This window comes from Goodfellowiella coeruleoviolacea, from assembly GCF_024171785.1.
Taxonomy (GTDB): domain Bacteria; phylum Actinomycetota; class Actinomycetes; order Mycobacteriales; family Pseudonocardiaceae; genus Goodfellowiella; species Goodfellowiella coeruleoviolacea.
Genome location: NZ_JAMTCK010000002.1, coordinates 479,918 through 499,742, shown reverse-complemented (window position 1 = coordinate 499,742; position 19,825 = coordinate 479,918). Strand labels below are relative to the sequence as shown.

Below are 19,825 nucleotides of genomic sequence, written 5' to 3'. Positions count from 1 at the left end.
CTGTTTTTTGTCCACACTGAAGCAATAGTGAATTAATTTCACAAATTTTGCGCGGGCACCCGGTGCCAGCGGTTCCCACGCGGCGAGTCGGCCCGCTAGCGCCGGCCTGCCCGGGGCCGCACGACACGCGCTCGGTCGCCGTCCCCTCCGCCACGCACGCCCGCACGACCACTGACCGCACCAGCCCGCACCGCCTCGGCCGGTGCGGGCACCGGTCACCTGGCGAACAGGCCGACCAGGGTGCCGCTGCCGATCTGGTGGCTGCGGACCGCGGCGCTCACCTGGTCGGCCGGGGTGTTCTGGTCCAGGCCCAGTGGCGTGTCCACGGCGCGCAGCCGGAACACGTAGCGGTGCGGGCTGTCGCCGATCGGCGGCCGGGGGCCGCCCCAGCCGCGCTCCCCGTAGTCGTTGTGGCCCACCACCGCGCCCTCCGGGACCTGGCCCTCGGGCATCCCGGTCACCGTCGGCGGGATGCCGCTGACCAGCCAGTGGATGAACGAGCCGCCGGGCGCGTCCACGTCCTCGCAGACCAGCACGAGTTCCGCGGTCCCGTCGGGCACGGTCGTCCACTCCAGTGGCGGCGAGACGTTGCCGCCGTCCCAGGAGCAGCGCTCCGGGATGAAGGCGTGGTCGTTGAACCCCGAACTGCGCAGGGTGATGCCGCCCGGCGCGGGCGACGCGGGTTCGTCCAGCGACGGGGAGCCGCGGCTGGTTCCCCGGACCCCGCGCGGGCCGCCCGCCCGCTCGTCGTCCGGACGCCTCGGCGGGTGCTCCTGCTCAAGCTCGGCGTTGGCCTCCTCGTCGGCCCGCTGGTCGGGTATGCCGTGCTTCTCGTGGTCCGAGCGCAGCCGGGTCCGTCGCACGTCGTAGCCGTGACTGCCCGGGTCTGGCATGAGCCCACTCCTCACTGCCGGTGTCCTCCTGGTTTAGCCAGGCGTGCCCGGCCAGGGCGATCGGCAAACCTCGGCGCCGAGCCCGGTGCTACCTCGGGGCCAGCGCGGCGAGGCCGAACAGGTCGAACAACTGCTGCTGGGTGGCGTCTCGGCTGGTCAGCAGGTGCCGGGTGGGTGGGCGACCACCGGTGGACGGGTAGCGCAGCACGGTCTCGCCCAGCTGGGCGAGCTGCTCCAGCAGCTCCCGCACGGACAGGTCGAGGCCGGCCCGGTCCGCCTCCCGGCGCATCAGGTGGGTGACCGCGGTGGTCAGCATGGTCACCAGCGTGTGCACCGCGATCCGCTGGTCGGTCCAGTGCGCGCCCGGCGTGGGTGCGGCGACGAAGCCGCCGTTGAGCATCCGGAACGTGGAGTCGAGGTGGTAGCGCGCCCGGTGCGCGGTGATCACGTCGGCCACCGGCCAGTCGTCGTGGTTGGTGACCAGCAGCTGCTTGCCGAAGAACTCCTCGCCCAGCCGGGCCAGCGCGGCCTGGTCGATCCGCCAGTCCAGGGAGTCACCGGTGAGCCGCGCGGTGAGCACCCGGTCCACCCAGCGCACCCGGGTGATCCGGGCGATCTCGGTGCGCAGCTGGTCGCGGGGCCGGCGGTTGCGGCCCTCGGCGAGCGCCCTGGCCAGCCCGTCGAGCTGGCGGGTGGCGCTGCTCAGCGCCTGCGCGAGGCCACGGGCCTGCGCCGCGTGCAGCCGGGCCGAGTGGGTCAGCACCACCCGCCGCCGCACCCCGAACACGCTGGCCCGGGTGTCCAGCGCGGTCAGCCCGGCGAACCGGTCCGGGTCCACCGGCGTGCGCGCCGAGGCGGGTCTGGCCAGCAGCTCCGGGTGGTCGCCGAGCGGCAGCGCGCCCACGAACCGCTGGTCGGCGTCCAGGTCCAGTTGCGCGTGCTGGCTGGCGTCGAACACCAGCGTGCCGGAGGTCTCCCCGACCGCGGCCCGGTGCCGGGTGGCCAGCCGCTCGGCGACCGCGCCGAACGGCACCAGGCCCGGGCTGTCCCGCCGGTAGGCGTGCCAGGTCAACGGGATGGCCCCGTCCCTGGTGACCAGCACGGTCAGCCCGGTCGGGGTCGCCGCCGCGGTCTCGGTCTCCGCGTAGGTGGCGAACCCCGGCACGTCCACCGTGAGGGTGCTGGGCCGCGCCGGGCCCAGCCACCGCCACACCGACGCGGCCACCGCCTGCTCGACGCGGTCCAGGTGCGCCCCGGTGAGCCGGGCGGTCGCCCGCCAGAACAGCTCGTCGCGCACGGCGTCCGCGGGCGGTCGGGGCCGCACGAAACGCCGGGCGGCGGTGTTCGCCCACCACTCGGCGAGGCTCGTGGCCGGCGCGGTCGCCCGGTGCAGCACGGCGAGGGCGAGGTAGTTGCCCACCGACACCCGCCCTCTGCCCCGCCCCACCACCTCGTCGACCACGCGCGCCAGCTGGAGCCGCTCCAGCGTGGCCCAGACCGCGGCGACATCCCCGAAGGACAGCTGCCTGGTGCTCGCCGGCACGGCGCCGGCGCCGTCCAGTGCGGCGACGATGTCCTCGGCCGACCCCAGGTAGCGCTGCGCCACGATCCGGGGGCGGCCGTCCACCCGCCCGGACTCCACCAGGTAGTAGTACGTCCGCCCGTTCACCCGCTTGCCGATCACCGACGCCACACTTTAGGTAATACGCGTCCAGGGGTGCTGCCGACAACCGACCGGCACCGGTTGACCAGCCACGACGGTGGCGAGGCTTGACCTGATCGGTGGAGTCGCCGGAAACGGTGATGGGGCAGGCGATCCGCGCCGACCTACGGTTCTGGCATGGCTCTCGCTGACCCGCAGGACCGTCCGACCGCCTCCGCCATGCGCCGGGCCCTGGCCAGGGCCCGGGACGGCAAGTCACTCGACCCGGCCGAGGCGGGCGTGCTGCTGCACGCGCGCGACAACGACCTCGCGACCCTGTCCGAACACGCGTCCCGGGTCCGCGACGCCGGACTGGCCGCGGTGGGCCGACCGGGCGTCATCACCTACAGCCGCAAGGTGTTCATCCCGCTGACCAGGCTGTGCCGGGACCGCTGCGGCTACTGCACGTTCGCCACGGTTCCCGGGCGGCTGGACGCGCCCTTCCTGACCCCCGACGAGGTGCTGGAGATCGCCAGCCAGGGCGCGGCACTGGGCTGCAAGGAAGCCCTGTTCACCCTCGGGGACCGACCGGAGGACCGCTGGACGGCGGCCCGCGAGTGGCTGGACGCCCACGGCTACGACGACACCCTGTCCTACGTGCGGGCCATGGCCATCCTGGTGCTGGAGCGGACCGGGCTGCTGCCCCACCTCAACCCCGGTGTGCTCAGCTGGCAGGACCTGCAGCGGCTCAAGCCGGTGGCACCGTCCATGGGCATGATGCTGGAGACCACCGCGCGCCGGCTGTTCACCGAGCGGGGCGCGCCGCACTACGGCTCCCCGGACAAGGACCCCGAGGTGCGGCTGCGGGTGCTGGACGACGCCGGCCGCAGCGCGGTGCCGTTCACCACGGGCATCCTGATCGGGATCGGCGAGACCCACGCCGAGCGCGCCGACGCGCTGTTCGCCATCCGCCGGGTGGCCAGGGCCTACGGCGGCATCCAGGAAGTCATCGTGCAGAACTTCCGGGCCAAGCCGGACACCAGGATGCGCGCCACGCCCGACGCGGACCTCCAGGAGCTGGCCGCCACCATCGCGGTGGCCCGGCTGGTGCTCGGGCCGAAGACGCGGATCCAGGCGCCACCGAACCTGATCGGGCAGCAGTACGAGCTGATGGTGCGGGCCGGCATCGACGACTGGGGTGGGGTGTCGCCGCTCACCCCGGACCACGTCAACCCGGAACGCGCCTGGCCGGCCATTGCCGAACTGGACCGGCAGACCTCGGCGGCCGGCTACCGGTTGGCCGAGCGGCTGACCATCTACCCGGAGTACGTGCTGGCCGGTGAGCCGTGGCTGGACCCCCGGGTGGCCGGGCACGTGGCCGCGCTGGCCGACCCGGCCACCGGCCTGGCCCGCACCGACGTCGTCGTGCGGGGGATGCCGTGGCAGGAACCCGACGGCGGCTGGCAGCAGGCCGGCTCCGGCCGCACCGAACTGCACGTCGAGGTGGACACCACCGGACGCGGTCAGGACCGGCGCGGCGACTTCGACTCGGTGTACGGGGACTGGACCGAGCTGGCCACCAGGCTGCCGTCCGCCCCGCGCCGGATGGACACCGACATCGCGGCGGCGCTGCGCCGGGCCGAGCGCGATCCGGCCGGACTGTCCGATGAGGACGCGCTGGCGCTGCTGCACGCCGACGGGTCCGAACTGGACGCGCTGGCCGAGATCGCCGACGGGCTGCGGGCGGACGCGGTGGGCGACGACGTGACCTTCGTGGTCACCCGCAACATCAACTTCACCAACGTCTGCTACACCGGCTGCCGGTTCTGCGCGTTCGCCCAGCGGCGCACCGACGCCGACGCCTACACCCTGTCCCTGGCCCAGGTGGGTGACCGGGTGGACCAGGCGTGGCAGGCGGGCGCGACGGAGGTCTGCATGCAGGGCGGCATCCACCCGGACATGCCGGGGACGGCCTACTTCGACCTGGCCCGGGAGGTCAAGCGCCGCCAGCCCGGGATCCACCTGCACTCCTACAGCCCGATGGAGGTGGTCAACGGCGCCTCGCGGACGAACCTGTCCATCCGGGACTGGTTGGTCCAGGCACGCGAGGCCGGTGTGGACTCGCTGCCCGGAACGGCCGCGGAGATCCTGGACGACGACGTCCGCTGGGTGCTCACCAAGGGCAAGCTGCCGACGTCGAGCTGGGTCGAGGTGATCACCACCGCGCACGAACTCGGCATTCCCACCACGTCGACCATGATGTACGGGCACGTGGACACCCCGGCCCACTGGGTGGGCCACCTCAAGCTGATCGCCGACCTGCAGCGGCGGGGCATGGAACGGCACGGCCGGCGCGGGTTCACCGAGTTCGTGCCGCTGCCGTTCATCCACCAGAGCGCGCCCATCTACCTCGCGGGGCTGGCCCGGCCGGGCCCGACCGTGCGGGAGAACCGGGCCGTGCACGCGCTGGCGCGGCTGCTGCTGCACGGACTGATCGACAACATCCAGTGCTCCTGGGTGAAGCTGGGTGAGCAGACCTGCCGCGCGGTGCTGCGCGGTGGGGTGAACGACCTGGGCGGCACCCTGATGGAGGAGACCATCAGCCGGATGGCCGGGGCGAACAACGGCTCCTACAAGACGATCAGCGGATTGGCGTCCATTGTGGAGCCACTGGGTCGACCGCTGCGGCAGCGCACCACCACCTACGGCACGCCCGACGCCGAGCGCGTTGCCGCCGCGCTGGCCAGCGACGGTGTGGCCAGTGCCGTGCGCAACCCGCTGCCGATCGTGGGCTGACCCGCGCGGGCGAGTCCGCGGACAGCGGGGGGAGGTGGACGGTTAGCCGGCCCCGGACGGGGAAAGCCCCTGGTGGTCTGATCGGTCCAGTGTGGACCGCGGCCTGTCGTGTCCCCGCACTGAGGGAGTTCACGTTGAAGGTCTTGATCACCGGTGGGGCGGGCTACATCGGTAGCACGATCGGCTCGGCACTGCTGGACCGGGGCATCACCCCGGTCGTCCTGGACAACCTGACCACGGGCAGTGCCGAGTTCACCCGCGGCCGCACGTTCTACCGCGGTGACATCGCCGATCCGGCACTGCTGGACCGGGTGTTCGCCGAACACCCGGACATCCACGCCACCGTGCACTGCGCCGCGCTGACCGTGGTGCCGGAGTCGGTGGCCCACCCGTTGCGCTGCTACGAGGAGAACGTCGCCAAGTCGGTGGAGCTGCTGCGCAACCTGATCCGCAACGGCTGCGGCCGGCTGCTGTTCAGCTCCTCGGCCTCGATCTACCAGCCGGGTGAGGACTTCTCCGTGGACGAGACCTCCCCGGTGCGGCCGACCAGCCCGTACGCGCGCAGCAAGGCCATGATCGAGCAGGTGCTCGCCGACGCCGCGGCCGGCGGGGAGGTCACCGCGCTGTCGCTGCGCTACTTCAACCCGGTCGGCGCGGATCCTCGGCTGCGCTCCGGCTGCCAGCAGCCCAACCCGAGCCACGTCCTGGGCAAGCTGATCAGCGCGTGGGAGCGCGGCGGCACCTTCCAGCTCACCGGCGTGGACTGGCCCACCCCGGACGGCACCGGCATCCGCGACTACATCCACGTGTGGGACCTGGCCAGGGCCCACGTGCACGCCCTGCTGCGCTTCGACGAGGCCGTGTCCGCCAGCCAGGAACCCGGCTACCAGGTGGTCAACCTGGGCACCGGGCGTCCCACCACCGTCCGCGAACTGGTGCGGACCTTCACCGCGGTGGCCGGCACCCCGCTGGCGACCGAGGAGGTGGCGGCCCGGCCCGGCGACACCGTGGGCGCCTACACCCGCACCGAGCGGGCCCGGCGGCTGCTGGGGTGGCGGTGTGAGCACACCCTGGCCGACGCCATCCGCGACGCCCTGCGCTGGCGGGCCCGCTGGCACGGGCGCCACAACCCCCGTGCGGGGCAGCCCCTGCTGGCCGAGGCGGTGTCCCCAGCCGGCGAAGCGCCCTGACCTGCCCTACGGTGCGGTGGTGGGCAAACTGCATCCGTCCCTGGACCGGGTTCTCGACGCGCACACCCACCTGTCCGGCAGTGACAGCGGGGAAAGCCCCGACGCCATCGTGTCCACAATGGATGACGCGGGGGTGGACAAGGCGTTCGTGTTCGCACCGCTGCTCAACACCCGCTCCTGGCAGCTGGACGAGGACGACCTCGAACACATCCAGACGCACAACGACTACTGCGCGGACATCTGCAGCGCGGCGCCGGAGCGGCTGTACGGCTTCTGCGTGCTCAACCCGACGCCGTCGCTGGGCGGCGGTGACAAGCACCAGGCCGTGTCGCTGATGGTGGAGGAACTGCACCGCTGCTACCACGATCTCGGGCTGCGCGGCGTCAAGATGGTGCCTTCGGGCTGGTATCCCAACGACCCCGCCATGCTGCCGCTGTACGAGGCGATCGCCAACGCCCACATGTACACCGTCTTCCACGTCGGGATCTTCCTGGACGCCAAGGAGGGCAGCTTCTGCCGGCCGGCGTTCTACGAACAGGTGCACCAGGTGTCGACGATGCGCGTGCAGCTCGCCCACCTGGGCTGGCCCTGGGTGGACGAGACCCTCGCGGTGCTCGCCCAGGAGAAGATGACCCACGGTTCGGACCCGGCGCGGTGGCAGATGCGCGCCGACGTGTCCTTCGGGCCCCCGGACGACTGGCAGCTGTCCAGTTGGGAGCGTGCGCTCACCAGCGTCGAGCCGCAGCGGCTGATCTACGGCTCGGACGGGTTCTGGCCGATGGAGGCGGACCGGTACGTGCAGGCGCACCTGCTTCCCCAGCTGGGCGTGTTCGAGACCGCGGCCACCCTCGGTCACGTCGCCGAGGAGGGTACGGACGAGCGGCACCAGCTGCGGCAGCAGATCTTCTTCGACAACGCGTGGAGCCACTGGTGCAACGCGGTGCGCGAGCCCCAGGCACCGCGCCGGGCGGGGCGAACGATCAGCACCCCCCAGGCCGCGCAGAAGGCACACTGAGGCCGCGATGAGCGCCCGCCGGTTGCTGTTCGTCGCCGACTCCCTGGACGTGGGGGGCGCCGAGCGGGTGCTGGTCGGGCTGGCCGGCTCCCTGACCAGGCGGGGCCACCAGGTCACCATCGCCGCCTCGGTGGGCGGCAGCCTGGTCGACGAGGCCCGGCGCGTCGGGGCGGACGTGCGCGTCCTCGGCCAGCAGTTGGTCAAGCGCCGCGTCGACCTGGCCTTCGCCAACGGCCTGCGCGCACTGCTGCACCAGCGCCCGGTCGACCTCGTGCACACGCACATGTACGCCAGTTCGATCGCGGCGGTCCTGGCCACCCTGTCGTCCGGGCCACCCGTGGTGGTGCACGAGCACAGCGAGGCCGGGTGGCGCGGCGCGCGGGAACGGGCGATCTGCCAGTGGGCCTACCGCCGGGTGGGCGCGGTGATCGGCGTGTCCGAGCAGATCCGGCGCCGACTGCTCGACGTCGACCGGGTGCCACCGGACAAGGTGCACGTGGTGCGCAACAGCCTGCCGGCGCTCACCCCGCCGGCGGCGGGCGCGCCGCTGCCCCGCCCGGCCGGCCCGCTCGTGGGCGTGGTGGCGCGGCTGCAACCGGAAAAGGGCGTTCAGGTGTTCCTGCGGGCGGCGGCACGCCTCGCGGCCCGGTTCCCCACCGCCGGTTTCGTGGTCGTCGGGGAGGGCCGGCAGCGCGCGGCCCTGGAACGGCTGGCCGCCGATCTGCGGGTTCCGGTCACCTTCCTCGGTTTCCGCGCCGACGCGCCGGCCCTGGTCGCCCAACTCGACCTGCTGGTGGTCCCGTCGTTCAGCGAGGGCACGCCACTGGTCGTGCTGGAGGCGATGGCCGCCGGGGTCCCGCTCGTGGCCACCGCCGTGGGCGGCATCCCCTCGCAGGTCCGGCACGAGGTGCACGCGTTGCTGGTGCCGCCGGGCGACGAGGTGGCGTTGGCCGAGGCGGGTGCGCGGCTGCTCGGTGACCGCGCGCTCGCCACCCGGCTCGGCGCCGCGGCCAGGCTGCGGTGGCGGCGCGAGTTCAGCGGCGTGGCCATTCCCGAACTGGTCGAGGGGATATACGACAGCGTGTTGGACTCCTGGACACGGCGGGCGGCACTGCGATGAGCCAACGGGACGATCGGATGGGCACCGGCGCCGGCGGAACGGCGCAGGTGGTGGTGCGGCGGGCCACCGAAGGCGACGTGGCCGCGATCCTCGACCTGCTCACCGAGTACGACCAGCCGCGGTCGTACTTCGCGCCGTGGTACGAGGCGGATCCCAGCTACCGGCCGGAGCAGTCCTGGGTGGTGGCCGAGGACGGCGCGCTCGCCGCGCACGTGCGGCTGTACGAGCGGACGCTGCTCGTCAGCGGCGCACCGATGCGCACCGCCGGCGTCGGCAACGTGATCACCGTCAAACACGCCAGGGGACGTGGTTACGCGAGTCGGGTGATGCGGGCCGCGCTGGACGCCGCGACCGCCGCCGGGCACGCCTACTCGCTGCTGTGGACCCACCTGCCTGACCTGTACGCGCGCTACGGGTTCGGGCCGGTGCCCGAAGAAGCGGTGACGGCCACCGCCGACCCCGACACCGGCGCCGGTGGCACGCGGGTGCGCGCCGCGGTGGCGGACGACCTGCCGGCCGTCCTGGCGCTGCGCTGCCTGCGCAACGCCGACCGCAGTGGCCCCAGCATCCTCGACCTGGAACTGTTCCAGGCCGCGCGGCAGTGGCTCGGCGACGAGATCCTCGTCGCGGAAGAACACCTCGCAGAACAACACGTCGCGGAACAACCCCAGCAACGGCCGAGGGCGCAGACCGGGGAACCCGGTGGCCAGCAGGCGCCAGCGGCGGGCGCGCTCACCGGCTACGTCCGCTACCGTCCCGGGACCGAGCGGGTGGAGATCCTGGAACTCGGGGTCGACCCGAGGGACGCCGAGACCGGCCGCGCCCTGTTGGCCGCCGCGGCGCGGCCCACCCAGGGTCGGCTGCGCGCCGTGCTCCCGCGCACGCTGCGGCCCCTGCTGGACCCGTGGTCGGCCAGCGACACCAGCACGACGGGGCTGATGGGGCGTCCGCTGTCCGCGCCGGCACTGGCGAACGCGCTCAGCCACGTCTGGCCGGCACGGCTGGCGCGGGCCGGCTGGCAGCAGGCCAGGGTGCCGCTGGCCATGGCCGACCGCGGCGTCACGCTGCGGGTCACCGACGCGGCGGTCACCGCGGAACCCACCCTGCCGGAGTCCTCACCCATGCCCCACCCGGCCGAGCCCTCGGCCGCCGCGCCCGAGGACACCCGTCCACTCACCGGCGAGCAACTGAGCTGCCTGCTGCTGCGCGGCCACGACGCCGCCACCGCACGGCTGGTCGCCGACCGGCGGGACCGGGACGTGCTCGCCGCGCTGTGCCCGGAACAGGACTTCGTGATCTGGCCCGCCGAGCAGTTCTGACCCGCCCCGAGCGGTTCTGCCCTCCGCACTTCCGAGGGTCCCGCGCTCCCGGGGGTCCCGCACTCCCGAGGGCGGACGGCCAGCGGCCACACCGCACGCGGTGACCACAGTGGACCGTCCGCCCCGGCCCTCAGTGCTCCTCCCCTCCTCAGTGCTCCTCCCCGGCGCGCAGGAACGCCTCCAGTTCCTCCCTGGCCACCTCGTCCGGCCGCTGCACCGGAGGACTCTTCATGAGGTAGCTCGACGCGGACAGCACCGGACCGCCGATACCGCGGTCCTTGGCGATCTTGGCCAGGCGCACCGCGTCGATGATGATGCCCGCGGAGTTCGGCGAGTCCCAGACCTCCAGCTTGTACTCCAGGTTCAGCGGCACGTCGCCGAACGCCCGCCCCTCCAGCCGGACGTAGGCCCACTTGCGGTCGTCCAGCCACGGCACGTAGTCGGATGGTCCGATGTGGACGTTGCGGGCGCCGAGTTCGCGGTGCAGGTTGCTGGTCACCGCCCTGGTCTTGGAGATCTTCTTGGACTCCAGCCGCTCCAGCTCCTTCATGTTCAGGAAGTCCATGTTCCCGCCCACGTTGAGCTGCATGGTGCGGTCCAGCTGCACGCCGCGGTCCTCGAACAGCTTGGCCAGCACCCGGTGCGTGATGGTCGCGCCCACCTGGCTCTTGACGTCGTCGCCGATGATGGGCACGCCGGCGGCGGTGAACTTGCGCGCCCAGACCGGGTCGGAGGCGATGAACACCGGCAGCGCGTTGACGAACGCCACGCCAGCGCGCAGCGCGCACTGCGCGTAGAACTTCACCGCGGACTCCGATCCCACCGGCAGGTAGCAGACCAGCACGTCGGCCCGTGTCTCGCGCAGCGCGGTGACCACGTCCACCGGGGCCGTCTCGGACTCGCTGATCGTCTCGCTGTAGTAGCGGCCGAGCCCGTCCAGGGTGTGCCCGCGCTGCACGGTGACCCCGGTCGGCGGCACATCCGCGATCTTGATGGTGTTGTTCTCGCTGGACACGATCGCGACGCTGAGGTCGAAGCCGACCTTCTTGGCGTCCACGTCGAACGCGGCGACCACGTCGATGTCTCTCACGTGGTAGGGCCCGAGCCTGACGTGCATCAGGCCGGGAACGCGAGCTGTCTCCTCGGCGTCGGCGTAGTACACCAGGCCCTGCACGAACGACGAGGCGCAGTTGCCGACGCCCGCGATCGCCACCCGCACCGCGCCCCTGTTGTCCGAGGCAATGTCCTCAGCCATGGTCGCCCTTCTCCTTTAGCAATCAGGTGGAGCCTTCTGTTCGTGGAGCTACCAGGCTGATGGCGGACACGCTCTTCCCGACCGGCCGGAAACTGGTCTCGGTACCGGGCGGTCCCCGGCGCCGGCGATCCCCAGTGGACACTCCCCAGTGGACAGACTCGCCGTGCCGGGCGATCCGGAGCGGCTGCCGCGCCGTGGGCTCAGTTCCCTGATAACTCGAACGGAAGCTACCCGGGGCCGGAACCGGTAAACGGGCGGTGCGCCGGGGGCTACCCCGCGCCTCGACGCGAGCCGGCCAGGACGAGCGGCAAACCACCCGGCCGAGGTAGGGCGGCGGGTTCAGACGTCGATGGTCGCCGTCCCCGTCCAGCCCCGCTCGTCCCGGGCCATCCGCAGGCCGTGCAGGGTCACCGCCTTGGGCACGGCGCCGGTCACGTCGAGGGCGTCGACGGGGGTGACGGCCATGCGCAGCCGCGGCCCGCGCGCCCCGCGGTCGACGGCCACGTCCAGCGGGACCACGCCCTCGGTGTCGAGCAGGTAGATGACCTCGTCGAGCACGGCCACCAGGGCGTCCTCGGCGCTGTCCGCGGTCAGGTCGGACTCCACGACGCGCTGGGCCGACGCGCCGGCGGTGTCGGCGAAGCTGTCGACCAGCGCGGCCACCGCCTCGGCCAGGCACTCCTGTTCGGTCGGCGCCCACGCCTGGATGCGGATGTCCGCGGTGTGCGGCAGGCCGCGGTGGCCGCGCGGAGGGCGGTCGGCCGTCATCCCTTCACCACTCCCAGTGGCCGCAGCCGCGCGATGGTGCGGCACAGCCCGGCGCCCTCGGCGGTGGCCACCACTTCGGACACGTCCTTGTAGGCCACGGGTGCCTCCTCGACCAGACCCCGGCGCGACGCGCCGCGCACCGCGATGCCCTGCTGGCCGAGTTCCCGCAGCAGGTTGTTCGCCCGCACCGTCTTGGCCGCCTGGTGGCGGCTCTGCACCCGGCCGGCGCCGTGGCAGGTCGAGTGGAACGCACCGCCGCCGGGCACACCGGCCAGCACGTAGGAGGCGGTGCCCATGGAACCGGGGATGAGCACCGGCTGTCCGGCCGCGCTCAGGTCGGCCGGCAGTGCGCGGTGGCCGGGGGGCAGCGCCCTGGTCGCGCCCTTGCGGTGCACGCACAGCGTGCGCCGCTCGCCGCCCACCTCGTGCTCCTCGATCTTGGCCAGGTTGTGCGAGATGTCGTACACCAGGTCCAACCCGCACCCGGTCGCCGCGCGGAACACCGCGGCCGCCGCCTCACCCAGCACCTGCCGGTTGGCGCGGGCGTAGTTCGCCGCCGCGGCCATGGCGCCCAGATAGGCCTGTGCCTCGGGCGAGGACACCGGGGCACAGGCCAACTGCCGGTCCGGCACGTGGATGCCGTACCGCGTCATGGCCTTCTCCATCACCCGCACGTGGTCGGTGCAGATCTGGTGCCCCAGGCCGCGCGAACCGCAGTGGATCATCACGCACACCTGGCCGGGCCGGAGTCCGAAGGCCGAGGCCACCTGGTCGTCGTAGACCTCCTCGACGGCCTGCACCTCCAGGAAGTGGTTGCCCGAGCCCAGGCTGCCCACCTGTCCCAGCCCCCGTTCCACCGCGCGCTGGCTCACCTGGGTGGGGTCGGCGTCCGCGACGGCGCCGCCGTCCTCACAGCGGTCCAGGTCGCGCTGCACCCCGTGGCCCTGCGCCACGGCGTAGCGCGCCCCGCCGCGCAGCACCCGGTCCAGTTCGTCCGATCCGGACAGTGACCACACCGCGCCCCGGCCGACACCGCGCGGGATGGCCCGATCCAGGCCGTTCATCACCTGGTCGCACACCCGGGCGAACTCGTGGCGGTCCAGGTCGGCGGCCAGCAGGCGGACGCCGCAGGAGATGTCGAAACCCACCCCGCCGGGGGACACCACACCGTCGGCGTGCACATCGGTGGCGGCGACACCGCCGATCGGAAAGCCGTAGCCCCAGTGCATGTCGGGCATGGCGTAGGAGGCCGAGACGATGCCGGGCAGGGTGGCCACCTGGGCCACCTGGTCGAGGGACCGGTCCTGGTCGGGGTGGGGCAGCAGGGTCCTGGACACGAACACCACGCCCGGTACCCGCATCTCGCCGTGCCGGTCGATCCGGAAGCGGTACGGCGTTTCCTCGATGAGTTCCATCCAGGTCTCCGGCGGTGCGTTGGACAACGCCCGTCGCCGGCCTGGATCTCGTCCCCCTGGCGGTCAACGCCGTCGGCTCGGGGCGGGCGCGAAGCTGCCGTTCGTGCGGCACAGGGTCTTCGGCTACCCGAGCCCCAGCGGCTTAAACGCGCCAGCTCAGGTGCGCGGGAACCGACGTGGCTCGCCGGTCCCCGCCGCGTGTGGCAGGCGTTGCGCCGCTGGTCACTCCGCCTTGGCCGCGATGCGCGCCAGGCGCGCGGGCGTGGGCCAGCGGACGTTCCAGGCCCAGCCGAACTTCTCGAAGGCCCAGATGACGCGGGCGGAGATGTCGATCTGGCCGCGCTTGACGCCGTGCCGCGCGCAGGTCGGGTCGGCGTGGTGCAGGTTGTGCCATGCCTCGCCGAAGGACAGGATCGCCAGCGGCCAGAAGTTGGCGGCCTTGTCCCGGCTCTTGAACGGGCGCTCGCCGATCATGTGGCAGATCGAGTTGGTGGACCAGGTGACGTGGTGCAGCACCGCGACCCGGACCAGCCCGGCCCAGAAGAACGCGGTGACCGCGCCCCACAGCGACCAGCTGATCAGGCCGCCGAGCAGGGCGGGCAGCAGCAGGGTGGCCGCGGTCAGCAGGGGGAACAGCCGGTTCACCGCGACGACGTTCCGGTCGGCCAGCAGGTCGGGGGCGAACCGCTGCTTGTTGGTCAGGTCGCGCTCGAACAGCCAGCCCATGTGCGCGTGCCAGAAGCCCTTGGCCAGGGCTGCCGGACCGGTGCCGAACAGCCACGGCGAGTGCGGGTCGCCGTCCCGGTCGGAGAACGCGTGGTGGCGGCGGTGGTCAGCGACCCAGATGATGGGCGGTCCCTGCACGGCCATGCTGCCGGCCACCGCCAGCAGCACCCGCAGCCAGGGCTTGGCCTTGAAGGAACCGTGCGTGAAGTGGCGGTGATAGCCGATGGTCACGCCGAGTCCGGTGAACGCAAAGAAAGCCACGCCGAGGATGACATCGGTCCAGGTGAGTCCCCAGCCCCACGCGAACGGGATCGCGGCGATTAGCGCCGCGAAGGGCACCAGGACAAAAATGTAGACAAGGATCTGCCGCCCGGTGCCGGCCTGCCCTTCAAAGAGCGGCTGTGGTCCGGAATTCGTCGCCCTGGCCGGGCCGGAAAGTGTACTCGTCATAAAGTAAACCTCACGATGTCAAAGTAGGCTGGCCTTACCTACGGTACCGTAACTTCCGCGAGGCTACACACTGAGCAGCTCAAGCGCCAGAGTTTCGGGAGCCGGAACGCCTCGCGGAGCAGCGCGGAGAAAGCCGCTCCGGCTCGCCGACAGGCCAGGCCGAGCATCGTCCAGCACCCACCGCGGAACGTCCGCGGTGGGCCACAAAAGTAGCCCCAGGTCGAATAACACGAATCTCACACGAGACGCGCCGGACCACCGAAAACCAGTGACCGTTCCAGGCCGGTTACTCGGAATGCCAACGTTCTCCGCGCGCGGAGTTCCGGGCGTCGAGAAATCCCCGACAAGGCGTCGCGGAATTCCGAAACGATCCCGTACCACCGGGGTGGGCTAACCCCTGGCGGGTGCGGACCGCCCGACCAGGTGCTGACCGAACCAGTCCGCGGCGAGTCGGGCCACCTCCTCCAGCGCGCCGGGTTCGGGGAACAGGTGCGTCGCCCCGGGCACCACGTCCAGCCGGTGCGGCGCGGCCAATGCGTCGCCCGCCCGCAGGTTCAGGTCGAGCACCTGCTCGTCGCGGCCGCCCACGATGAGCAGGGTGGGCGCGCGCACCCGCACGAGCGCGCGGCCGGCGAGGTCGGGCCGGCCGCCCCGGGAGACCACGGCGCGCACCTGGTCCGGCCGCTGGGCGGCGGCCACCAGCGCCGCCGCGGCCCCGGTGCTCGCGCCGAACAGGCCCAGCGGCGGCGGATCGGCCGCGTCCCAGGCGTGGGCGGGCCGCCACAGGTCGAGCTGGTCGATGGCCGCGACCACCCGGGTGGCCAGCAGGTCGATGTCGAAGCGCAGTTCGGCGGTGCGGATGTCACGCTCCTCCTCCTCGGCGGTCAGCAGGTCGAGCAGGAGCGCGGCGAACCCGTCCTGGCGCAGGATCTCCGCGACCGCGCGATTGCGGCTGCTGTGCCGGGAACTGCCCGAACCGTGGGCGAACACCACCACCCCGCGGACCGAGTCGGGCAACACCAGATCGCCCGCCAGGTCACCGCCAGCGGTCTCGACGCTCACCGGGGTTGTCACCGCGCGCTCACCTCCCACCGCAGGGGGTACCACCGACCAACGCACAGAAAACCCGTCCACGCGCGAACGACGACCGGCACAGCAAAACCGGCCACACACCAACGGCGAGCGGCGAAGCAGCGTGCGGCGAAGCGGCGAGCCGCGGCGGGTCAGGCCGTCGCGCGCGCCGGCACCGGGACGCGCGCCAGGTCGGCGGCGAGCACGATGTCGCCGTCGAACACCTCGGCCGCCTGTTCGGCGAAGCCGCTGACATCGGCGTAACGCCGGGAGAAGTGGGTGAGCACCAGCCGTCGCACCCCGCACTCGGCCGCCACCCGCGCCGCCTGGGTGACCGTGAGGTGCCCGTACTCGGCTGCCAGCTCGGCGTGCTCGGCCAGGTAGGTGGACTCGATCACCAGCAGGTCCGCCCGCTCGGCCAGTTCGTAGACGCCGTCGCAGAGCCGGGTGTCCATGACGAAGGCGAACCGCTGGCCCGGTCGGGGCGCGCTGACCTGCTCGACGGTCACGGTGTGCTCGCCCACGCGCAGCGTCCCCTCCCGCTGCAACCGGCCCACGTCTGGCCCGGTGATCCCCCACCGGGCGAGCTGGTCGGGCAGCATCCGGCGGGCGTCGGGCTCCACCAGCCGGTAGCCGAACGAGTCGATCCGGTGGTCGAGCGCGCGGGCCTCCAGCACCCCGAACGGGCCGGTGGCCACCACCCCTGGCCCGGCGACCGGCTCCGCCACCAGCTCGGCGACCTCATGGAAGGCCGTGGCGTGGCGCAGCCGCTCGAAGTAGTGCTGGCCGGAGGCCGGGTAGTGGGCGATGACCGGGTGCGACACGTTGTCCACGGACAGCCGCTGGACGATCCCGGGCAGGCCGAGGCAGTGGTCGCCGTGGAAGTGGGAGACGCAGATCCGGTGGATCGCGCTGACCGGCACCCCGGCCAGCAGCAGCTGCCGCTGGCTGCCCTCCCCCGGGTCGAACAGCAGCCCGTGGCCGTCCCAGCGCAGCAGGTACCCGTTGTGGTTGCGGTGCCGGGTGGGCACCTGGCTGGCGGTGCCCAACACCACGAGTTCACGACTGGCCACGCCGGGACCCTACGGCACGCGCCCGGCCCATCCGAGGAGGTCGACCCGGCAGCGTGTGCTCGCCGTGACAGCGCACCAGCGATCAGCCCACGGCGGCCCGGTGTTCGGCGCTGGCGTCGGTGATCGGCTCGGCGTGTGCCTCGGCGACACCAGCGGCCGCGAGCGCGTCCAGGGCCCGTTGCAGCACCACGGTGTCCTCCAGGGTGTGCACCTCGGTGATCCGCGCCCAGCGCATCGCGATGAACTGCATGAACACGTTCTCGTAGCGGGTGCCGTCCGGCAGTGGGGCGCTGACCCGCACCCGGGTGGCGACCTTGGTGGACCACGGCCACCCGCTCACCACGACGTCCTCGACCTGGAACGTCGTGTTCGGCAGCAGCCGGAGGCTGCGCTGCCACCACAGCCGCAGCGCCGCCGTGGTGTGCCGCTCGCCGGACAGCGCGTGCTCGCCGTAGAAGCGGTAGGTGAACCGGGGCGCCATGCCGTCGACCATCGCCTCCCACCTGCCCGCACTGATCTCGTCGAACGTCGCGCGGACCTTGCTCGCCACGATCCGGTGGTACATGGACCCTCCCCAGTGAGTTCAATAGCAGTACTCACTAGACCAGAGTGAGTTCAATAGCGCAACCCAACCGGTACTACGCTGGTGGGGTGCGGCAGACAAGCTTCGCGGACATGCAGTGCTCGCTGGCCAGAACGCTGGACGTGGCCGGCGACTGGTGGTCTCCGCTGATCCTGCGGGACCTCTACTTCGGCATGCGCCGGTTCGACGACATCGCCCGCGATCTGGGCATCTCCCGCAACCTGCTCACCAGCCGGCTCAACGCCCTGGTCGAGCACGGGGTGGTCGCCAGGACCCAGTACCAGGACCGGCCGCCGCGCCACCACTACCAGCTCACCGAGTCAGGGCGCGAGCTGGTTCCCATCCTGATGGCGCTGACCGCCTGGGGTGACCGCTGGGCCACTCCGGAGGGCGGACCGCCGATCCGGTTCCAGCACACCGAGTGCGGCCACCGGTTCACCCCGACCGTGTCCTGCTCGTCGTGCGCGCGGCCGATCACCGCCGACACCGTGGCGCTCTCGCCCGGCCCGGGAGCGCGCACCGGCCCGGGCACCGCCCTGGTGCACGAGTTCGTCCCGGGCGCCGAACCCGGTGGCCCGGCCGAGGTTTGACGCCCCTGACTCCCCCGCCCCAGGCTGGGTCGGACCGCCGGCACTGCCGCCGCAGGGAGTCGCCATGACCTCCACCACTCCCCGGAGTCCCACCCCGCGGTGTCGCTGACCCGAACCGGACAGTCCGAACCGGACGCCCGCGCGCTCCACTTCGTCTCCTCCGACACGCGACCTCGTGTCGCACCTTGTCACAGCGGGCGGCGCAGCCCGTCCAGCACGAGGGTGACGACGTCGTCGGCCTCGGCCCGCCAGCCGGGGCGGTCGTGGGCCGCGCTGATGCCGTGCAGCACCATCATCACGGCACCGGCGTCCACGTCGTCGCGAACGGCACCGTCCCGCACCGCGGCGGCCACCAGGTCGGCGACAGCCTGCTCCAGCGCCCGGCTGCCCTCGGCGAGATCACCCGAGCGATCGGCCATGAGCGTGGCCAGCGTCCGGGCCAGGCCCTTGTGGGCATCGATGTGGTCGACCATGCCGCGCAGGAAGGCCGCCAGAGCCTCCGCCGCGGGCAGCGTGGCCCGCAGTTGGCGGGCGCGGTCGCACAGCGCGGTGACTTCCCCGTGGTAGACCGCCTCGGCCAGCGCCTCCCGGGTGGGGAAGTGGCGGTACAGCGTGCCGGTGCCCACCCCGGCCAGGCGGGCGAAGTCATCGAAGCGCAGGTCGAAGAAATCGCCGGCGTCGAAGACCTCTCGTGCCTTGGCGATCAGGGCGTCGCGGTTGCGTTGGGCGTCGGCCCGCAGCGGCTTGTCGGCGGTCATGCGCTACCTCGCGTTGACAAATGGAGATGATCTCCATATTTTCGAAAGTGGAGATGATCTCCAATTCAATCGTACCCCGCGAGGTGCAACGTGAAGATCCTGATGTTCGGCCGAGGCGTGATCGCCACTGTCTACGGTTGGGTCCTGCAACAGGCGGGACATGACGTCGAGTTCTACGTCCGGCCGGGCCGCGCGGCGACGTACGGAGACGCGGTGGACCTCGACCTGATCGATGCGCGGCGCCGGGTGTGGGGGCAGCGCGTCGTCGAGAAGTGGCCGGTGCGATACCGCGAGGCGCTGGCGCCGGACCACGACTTCGACCTGATCGTGCTCAGCGTGCCGCACCACCGCCTCGCGGAGGCGACGGCCTTCCTGTCCCCGCGTGTCGGCCAGGCCACGGTGCTGGTCTTCGGCAACATCTGGACCGAGCCGCTGGCCGCGATCGGCGCACTCCCCGTCGACCAGATCGCCTGGGGCTCTCCCCAGGCCGGTGGCGGTTTCGGCGCGGACGGCGTGCTCCGTGGGGCGCTGCTGCCTTCGGTCATCTTCGGCACTCTCGGCCAGCCCCCCACCGACCGGGAGCGGGCCGTGCGCCAGGCGTTTCGCGAGGCCGGGCTCCGCCCCAAGGAGCGGCCTGACTTCCGCGGCTGGCTGTGGGTCCACTTCGCGTCGGATGCCGGCCTGCTCTCCCAGGGCCTGCGGCTGGGTTCCCTGTCCAAGCTGGCCGGGGCAACGGGCGAGCTGCGCCAGGCGCTGCTGGCTGGCCGCGAGCTGCTGCCGCTCCTCCAGGCGCGCGGCGTTGACCTGCGCCGTCACCGGGGCGGTGTGCTGCTGTTCCGGGCGCCCACCTGGCTGACGGCCCCCGTGCTCGCCTGGCTGACCGCTCATGTCGCGCCCGTGCGCGTGAATTTCGCGGCGCACTCCGCCCCCGACGCCGAGGAGCCGCGTGAGATCTGCCGGGACACCCTGGCCGAAGCACGACGGCTGGGCATCTCGGTACCGCGACTGGAAGCGGCCGAACCGAACTTCGCCCGTGCGGGGACCGGTCGAGTCTGAATCCACCGGTGTTGTCGGTCCCGGTGGTCCACCGCGGCTCCCTGGTCCACCGCAGCCCAGAACCAAACCCGGTCGCACCGGTCGACCAACCGCAGTTCACACCCG

17 protein-coding genes are annotated in these 19,825 nt (G+C 72.4%); 7 read left to right on the top strand and 10 right to left on the bottom strand.

Translation table 11 applies throughout. From position 1 onward, the window contains the following. Nucleotides 1-215: 215 nt before the first annotated feature. Entirely contained in the window at nt 216-893 is a 678-nt protein-coding gene (locus LX83_RS05575) for a YbhB/YbcL family Raf kinase inhibitor-like protein (protein ID WP_308203915.1), read from the bottom strand. Nucleotides 894-981: 88 nt separating this feature from the next. Continuing rightward, entirely contained in the window at nt 982-2,586 is a 1,605-nt protein-coding gene (locus LX83_RS05570) for an IS1634 family transposase (RefSeq protein ID WP_253767735.1), read from the bottom strand. A gap of 147 nt (nt 2,587-2,733) precedes the next feature. Between LX83_RS05570 and LX83_RS05565 the strand changes: the two genes are divergently transcribed. The 5 genes from LX83_RS05565 to LX83_RS05545 all read left to right on the top strand — a co-directional run bounded on the left by LX83_RS05565 (nt 2,734) and on the right by LX83_RS05545 (nt 9,975). Next, nucleotides 2,734-5,331, top strand: coding sequence for a bifunctional FO biosynthesis protein CofGH (locus LX83_RS05565; protein ID WP_301327633.1), 2,598 nt, complete (start codon nt 2,734-2,736; stop codon nt 5,329-5,331). 134 nt (nt 5,332-5,465) lie between these two features. Next, nucleotides 5,466-6,521 (top strand): UDP-glucose 4-epimerase GalE, encoded by a 1,056-nt coding sequence (galE, locus tag LX83_RS05560; protein ID WP_253767733.1) that lies wholly within the window; start codon nt 5,466-5,468, stop codon nt 6,519-6,521. 19 nt (nt 6,522-6,540) lie between these two features. Then, complete coding sequence (locus LX83_RS05555) at nt 6,541-7,536, top strand: amidohydrolase family protein (protein ID WP_253767731.1); 996 nt, start codon at nt 6,541-6,543, stop codon at nt 7,534-7,536. A gap of 7 nt (nt 7,537-7,543) precedes the next feature. Beyond that, nucleotides 7,544-8,656 carry a glycosyltransferase gene (locus LX83_RS05550; RefSeq protein ID WP_253767729.1) on the top strand — a complete coding sequence of 371 codons (1,113 nt, stop codon included), beginning with the start codon at nt 7,544-7,546 and terminating at the stop codon, nt 8,654-8,656. Next, nucleotides 8,653-9,975, top strand: coding sequence for a GNAT family N-acetyltransferase (locus LX83_RS05545; protein WP_253767727.1), 1,323 nt, complete (start codon nt 8,653-8,655; stop codon nt 9,973-9,975). The genes LX83_RS05550 and LX83_RS05545 overlap by 4 nt, the downstream gene beginning before the upstream one ends. A gap of 148 nt (nt 9,976-10,123) precedes the next feature. Here the strand turns inward: LX83_RS05545 and LX83_RS05540 are convergent, their stop codons facing one another. The 7 genes from LX83_RS05540 to LX83_RS05510 form a co-directional block, all read right to left on the bottom strand. After that, nucleotides 10,124-11,230 (bottom strand): inositol-3-phosphate synthase, encoded by a 1,107-nt coding sequence (locus LX83_RS05540; RefSeq protein WP_253767725.1) that lies wholly within the window; start codon nt 11,228-11,230, stop codon nt 10,124-10,126. Between the two features lie 339 nt (nt 11,231-11,569). Next, nucleotides 11,570-11,998 (bottom strand): archease, encoded by a 429-nt coding sequence (locus LX83_RS05535; protein ID WP_253767723.1) that lies wholly within the window; start codon nt 11,996-11,998, stop codon nt 11,570-11,572. Next, nucleotides 11,995-13,413: an RtcB family protein gene (locus LX83_RS05530; protein ID WP_253767721.1), complete on the bottom strand. Its 1,419-nt coding sequence runs from the start codon at nt 13,411-13,413 to the stop codon at nt 11,995-11,997. The genes LX83_RS05535 and LX83_RS05530 overlap by 4 nt, the downstream gene beginning before the upstream one ends. A 222-nt stretch (nt 13,414-13,635) precedes the next feature. After that, nucleotides 13,636-14,589, bottom strand: a complete 954-nt coding sequence (locus tag LX83_RS05525) for an acyl-CoA desaturase (protein ID WP_253767718.1) — start codon at nt 14,587-14,589, stop codon at nt 13,636-13,638. A 390-nt stretch (nt 14,590-14,979) separates the two neighbouring features. Further along, nucleotides 14,980-15,663: a dienelactone hydrolase family protein gene (locus tag LX83_RS05520; protein WP_253767716.1), complete on the bottom strand. Its 684-nt coding sequence runs from the start codon at nt 15,661-15,663 to the stop codon at nt 14,980-14,982. Nucleotides 15,664-15,812: 149 nt separating this feature from the next. Beyond that, entirely contained in the window at nt 15,813-16,733 is a 921-nt protein-coding gene (locus tag LX83_RS05515; protein ID WP_253767715.1) for a ribonuclease Z, read from the bottom strand. An 82-nt stretch (nt 16,734-16,815) separates the two neighbouring features. Beyond that, entirely contained in the window at nt 16,816-17,298 is a 483-nt protein-coding gene (locus tag LX83_RS05510; RefSeq protein ID WP_253767713.1) for a nuclear transport factor 2 family protein, read from the bottom strand. An 86-nt stretch (nt 17,299-17,384) separates the two neighbouring features. Between LX83_RS05510 and LX83_RS05505 the strand changes: the two genes are divergently transcribed. Continuing rightward, nucleotides 17,385-17,906: a winged helix-turn-helix transcriptional regulator gene (locus LX83_RS05505; protein ID WP_253767711.1), complete on the top strand. Its 522-nt coding sequence runs from the start codon at nt 17,385-17,387 to the stop codon at nt 17,904-17,906. Nucleotides 17,907-18,094: 188 nt separating this feature from the next. Here LX83_RS05505 and LX83_RS05500 read toward each other — a convergent pair whose 3' ends face one another. Continuing rightward, nucleotides 18,095-18,664, bottom strand: coding sequence for a TetR/AcrR family transcriptional regulator (locus LX83_RS05500; protein WP_253767709.1), 570 nt, complete (start codon nt 18,662-18,664; stop codon nt 18,095-18,097). Between the two features lie 90 nt (nt 18,665-18,754). Here LX83_RS05500 and LX83_RS05495 point away from each other — a divergent pair, with 90 nt between their 5' ends. Further along, complete coding sequence (locus LX83_RS05495) at nt 18,755-19,720, top strand: ketopantoate reductase family protein (RefSeq protein WP_253767707.1); 966 nt, start codon at nt 18,755-18,757, stop codon at nt 19,718-19,720. Nucleotides 19,721-19,825 lie beyond the last annotated feature (105 nt).

Excerpts from the sequence above, each read along its gene's own strand:
- LX83_RS05575 (WP_308203915.1), bottom strand. The coding sequence starts at position 893 with ATGCCAGACCCGGGCAGTCACGGCTACGACGTGCGACGGACCCGGCTG.
- LX83_RS05565 (WP_301327633.1), top strand. The coding sequence starts at position 2,734 with ATGGCTCTCGCTGACCCGCAGGACCGTCCGACCGCCTCCGCCATGCGC.
- LX83_RS05550 (WP_253767729.1), top strand. The coding sequence starts at position 7,544 with ATGAGCGCCCGCCGGTTGCTGTTCGTCGCCGACTCCCTGGACGTGGGG.
- LX83_RS05545 (WP_253767727.1), top strand. The coding sequence starts at position 8,653 with ATGAGCCAACGGGACGATCGGATGGGCACCGGCGCCGGCGGAACGGCG.
- LX83_RS05540 (WP_253767725.1), bottom strand. The coding sequence starts at position 11,230 with ATGGCTGAGGACATTGCCTCGGACAACAGGGGCGCGGTGCGGGTGGCG.
- LX83_RS05535 (WP_253767723.1), bottom strand. The coding sequence starts at position 11,998 with ATGACGGCCGACCGCCCTCCGCGCGGCCACCGCGGCCTGCCGCACACC.
- LX83_RS05530 (WP_253767721.1), bottom strand. The coding sequence starts at position 13,413 with ATGGAACTCATCGAGGAAACGCCGTACCGCTTCCGGATCGACCGGCAC.
- LX83_RS05525 (WP_253767718.1), bottom strand. The coding sequence starts at position 14,589 with ATGACGAGTACACTTTCCGGCCCGGCCAGGGCGACGAATTCCGGACCA.
- LX83_RS05510 (WP_253767713.1), bottom strand. The coding sequence starts at position 17,298 with ATGTACCACCGGATCGTGGCGAGCAAGGTCCGCGCGACGTTCGACGAG.
- LX83_RS05500 (WP_253767709.1), bottom strand. The coding sequence starts at position 18,664 with ATGACCGCCGACAAGCCGCTGCGGGCCGACGCCCAACGCAACCGCGAC.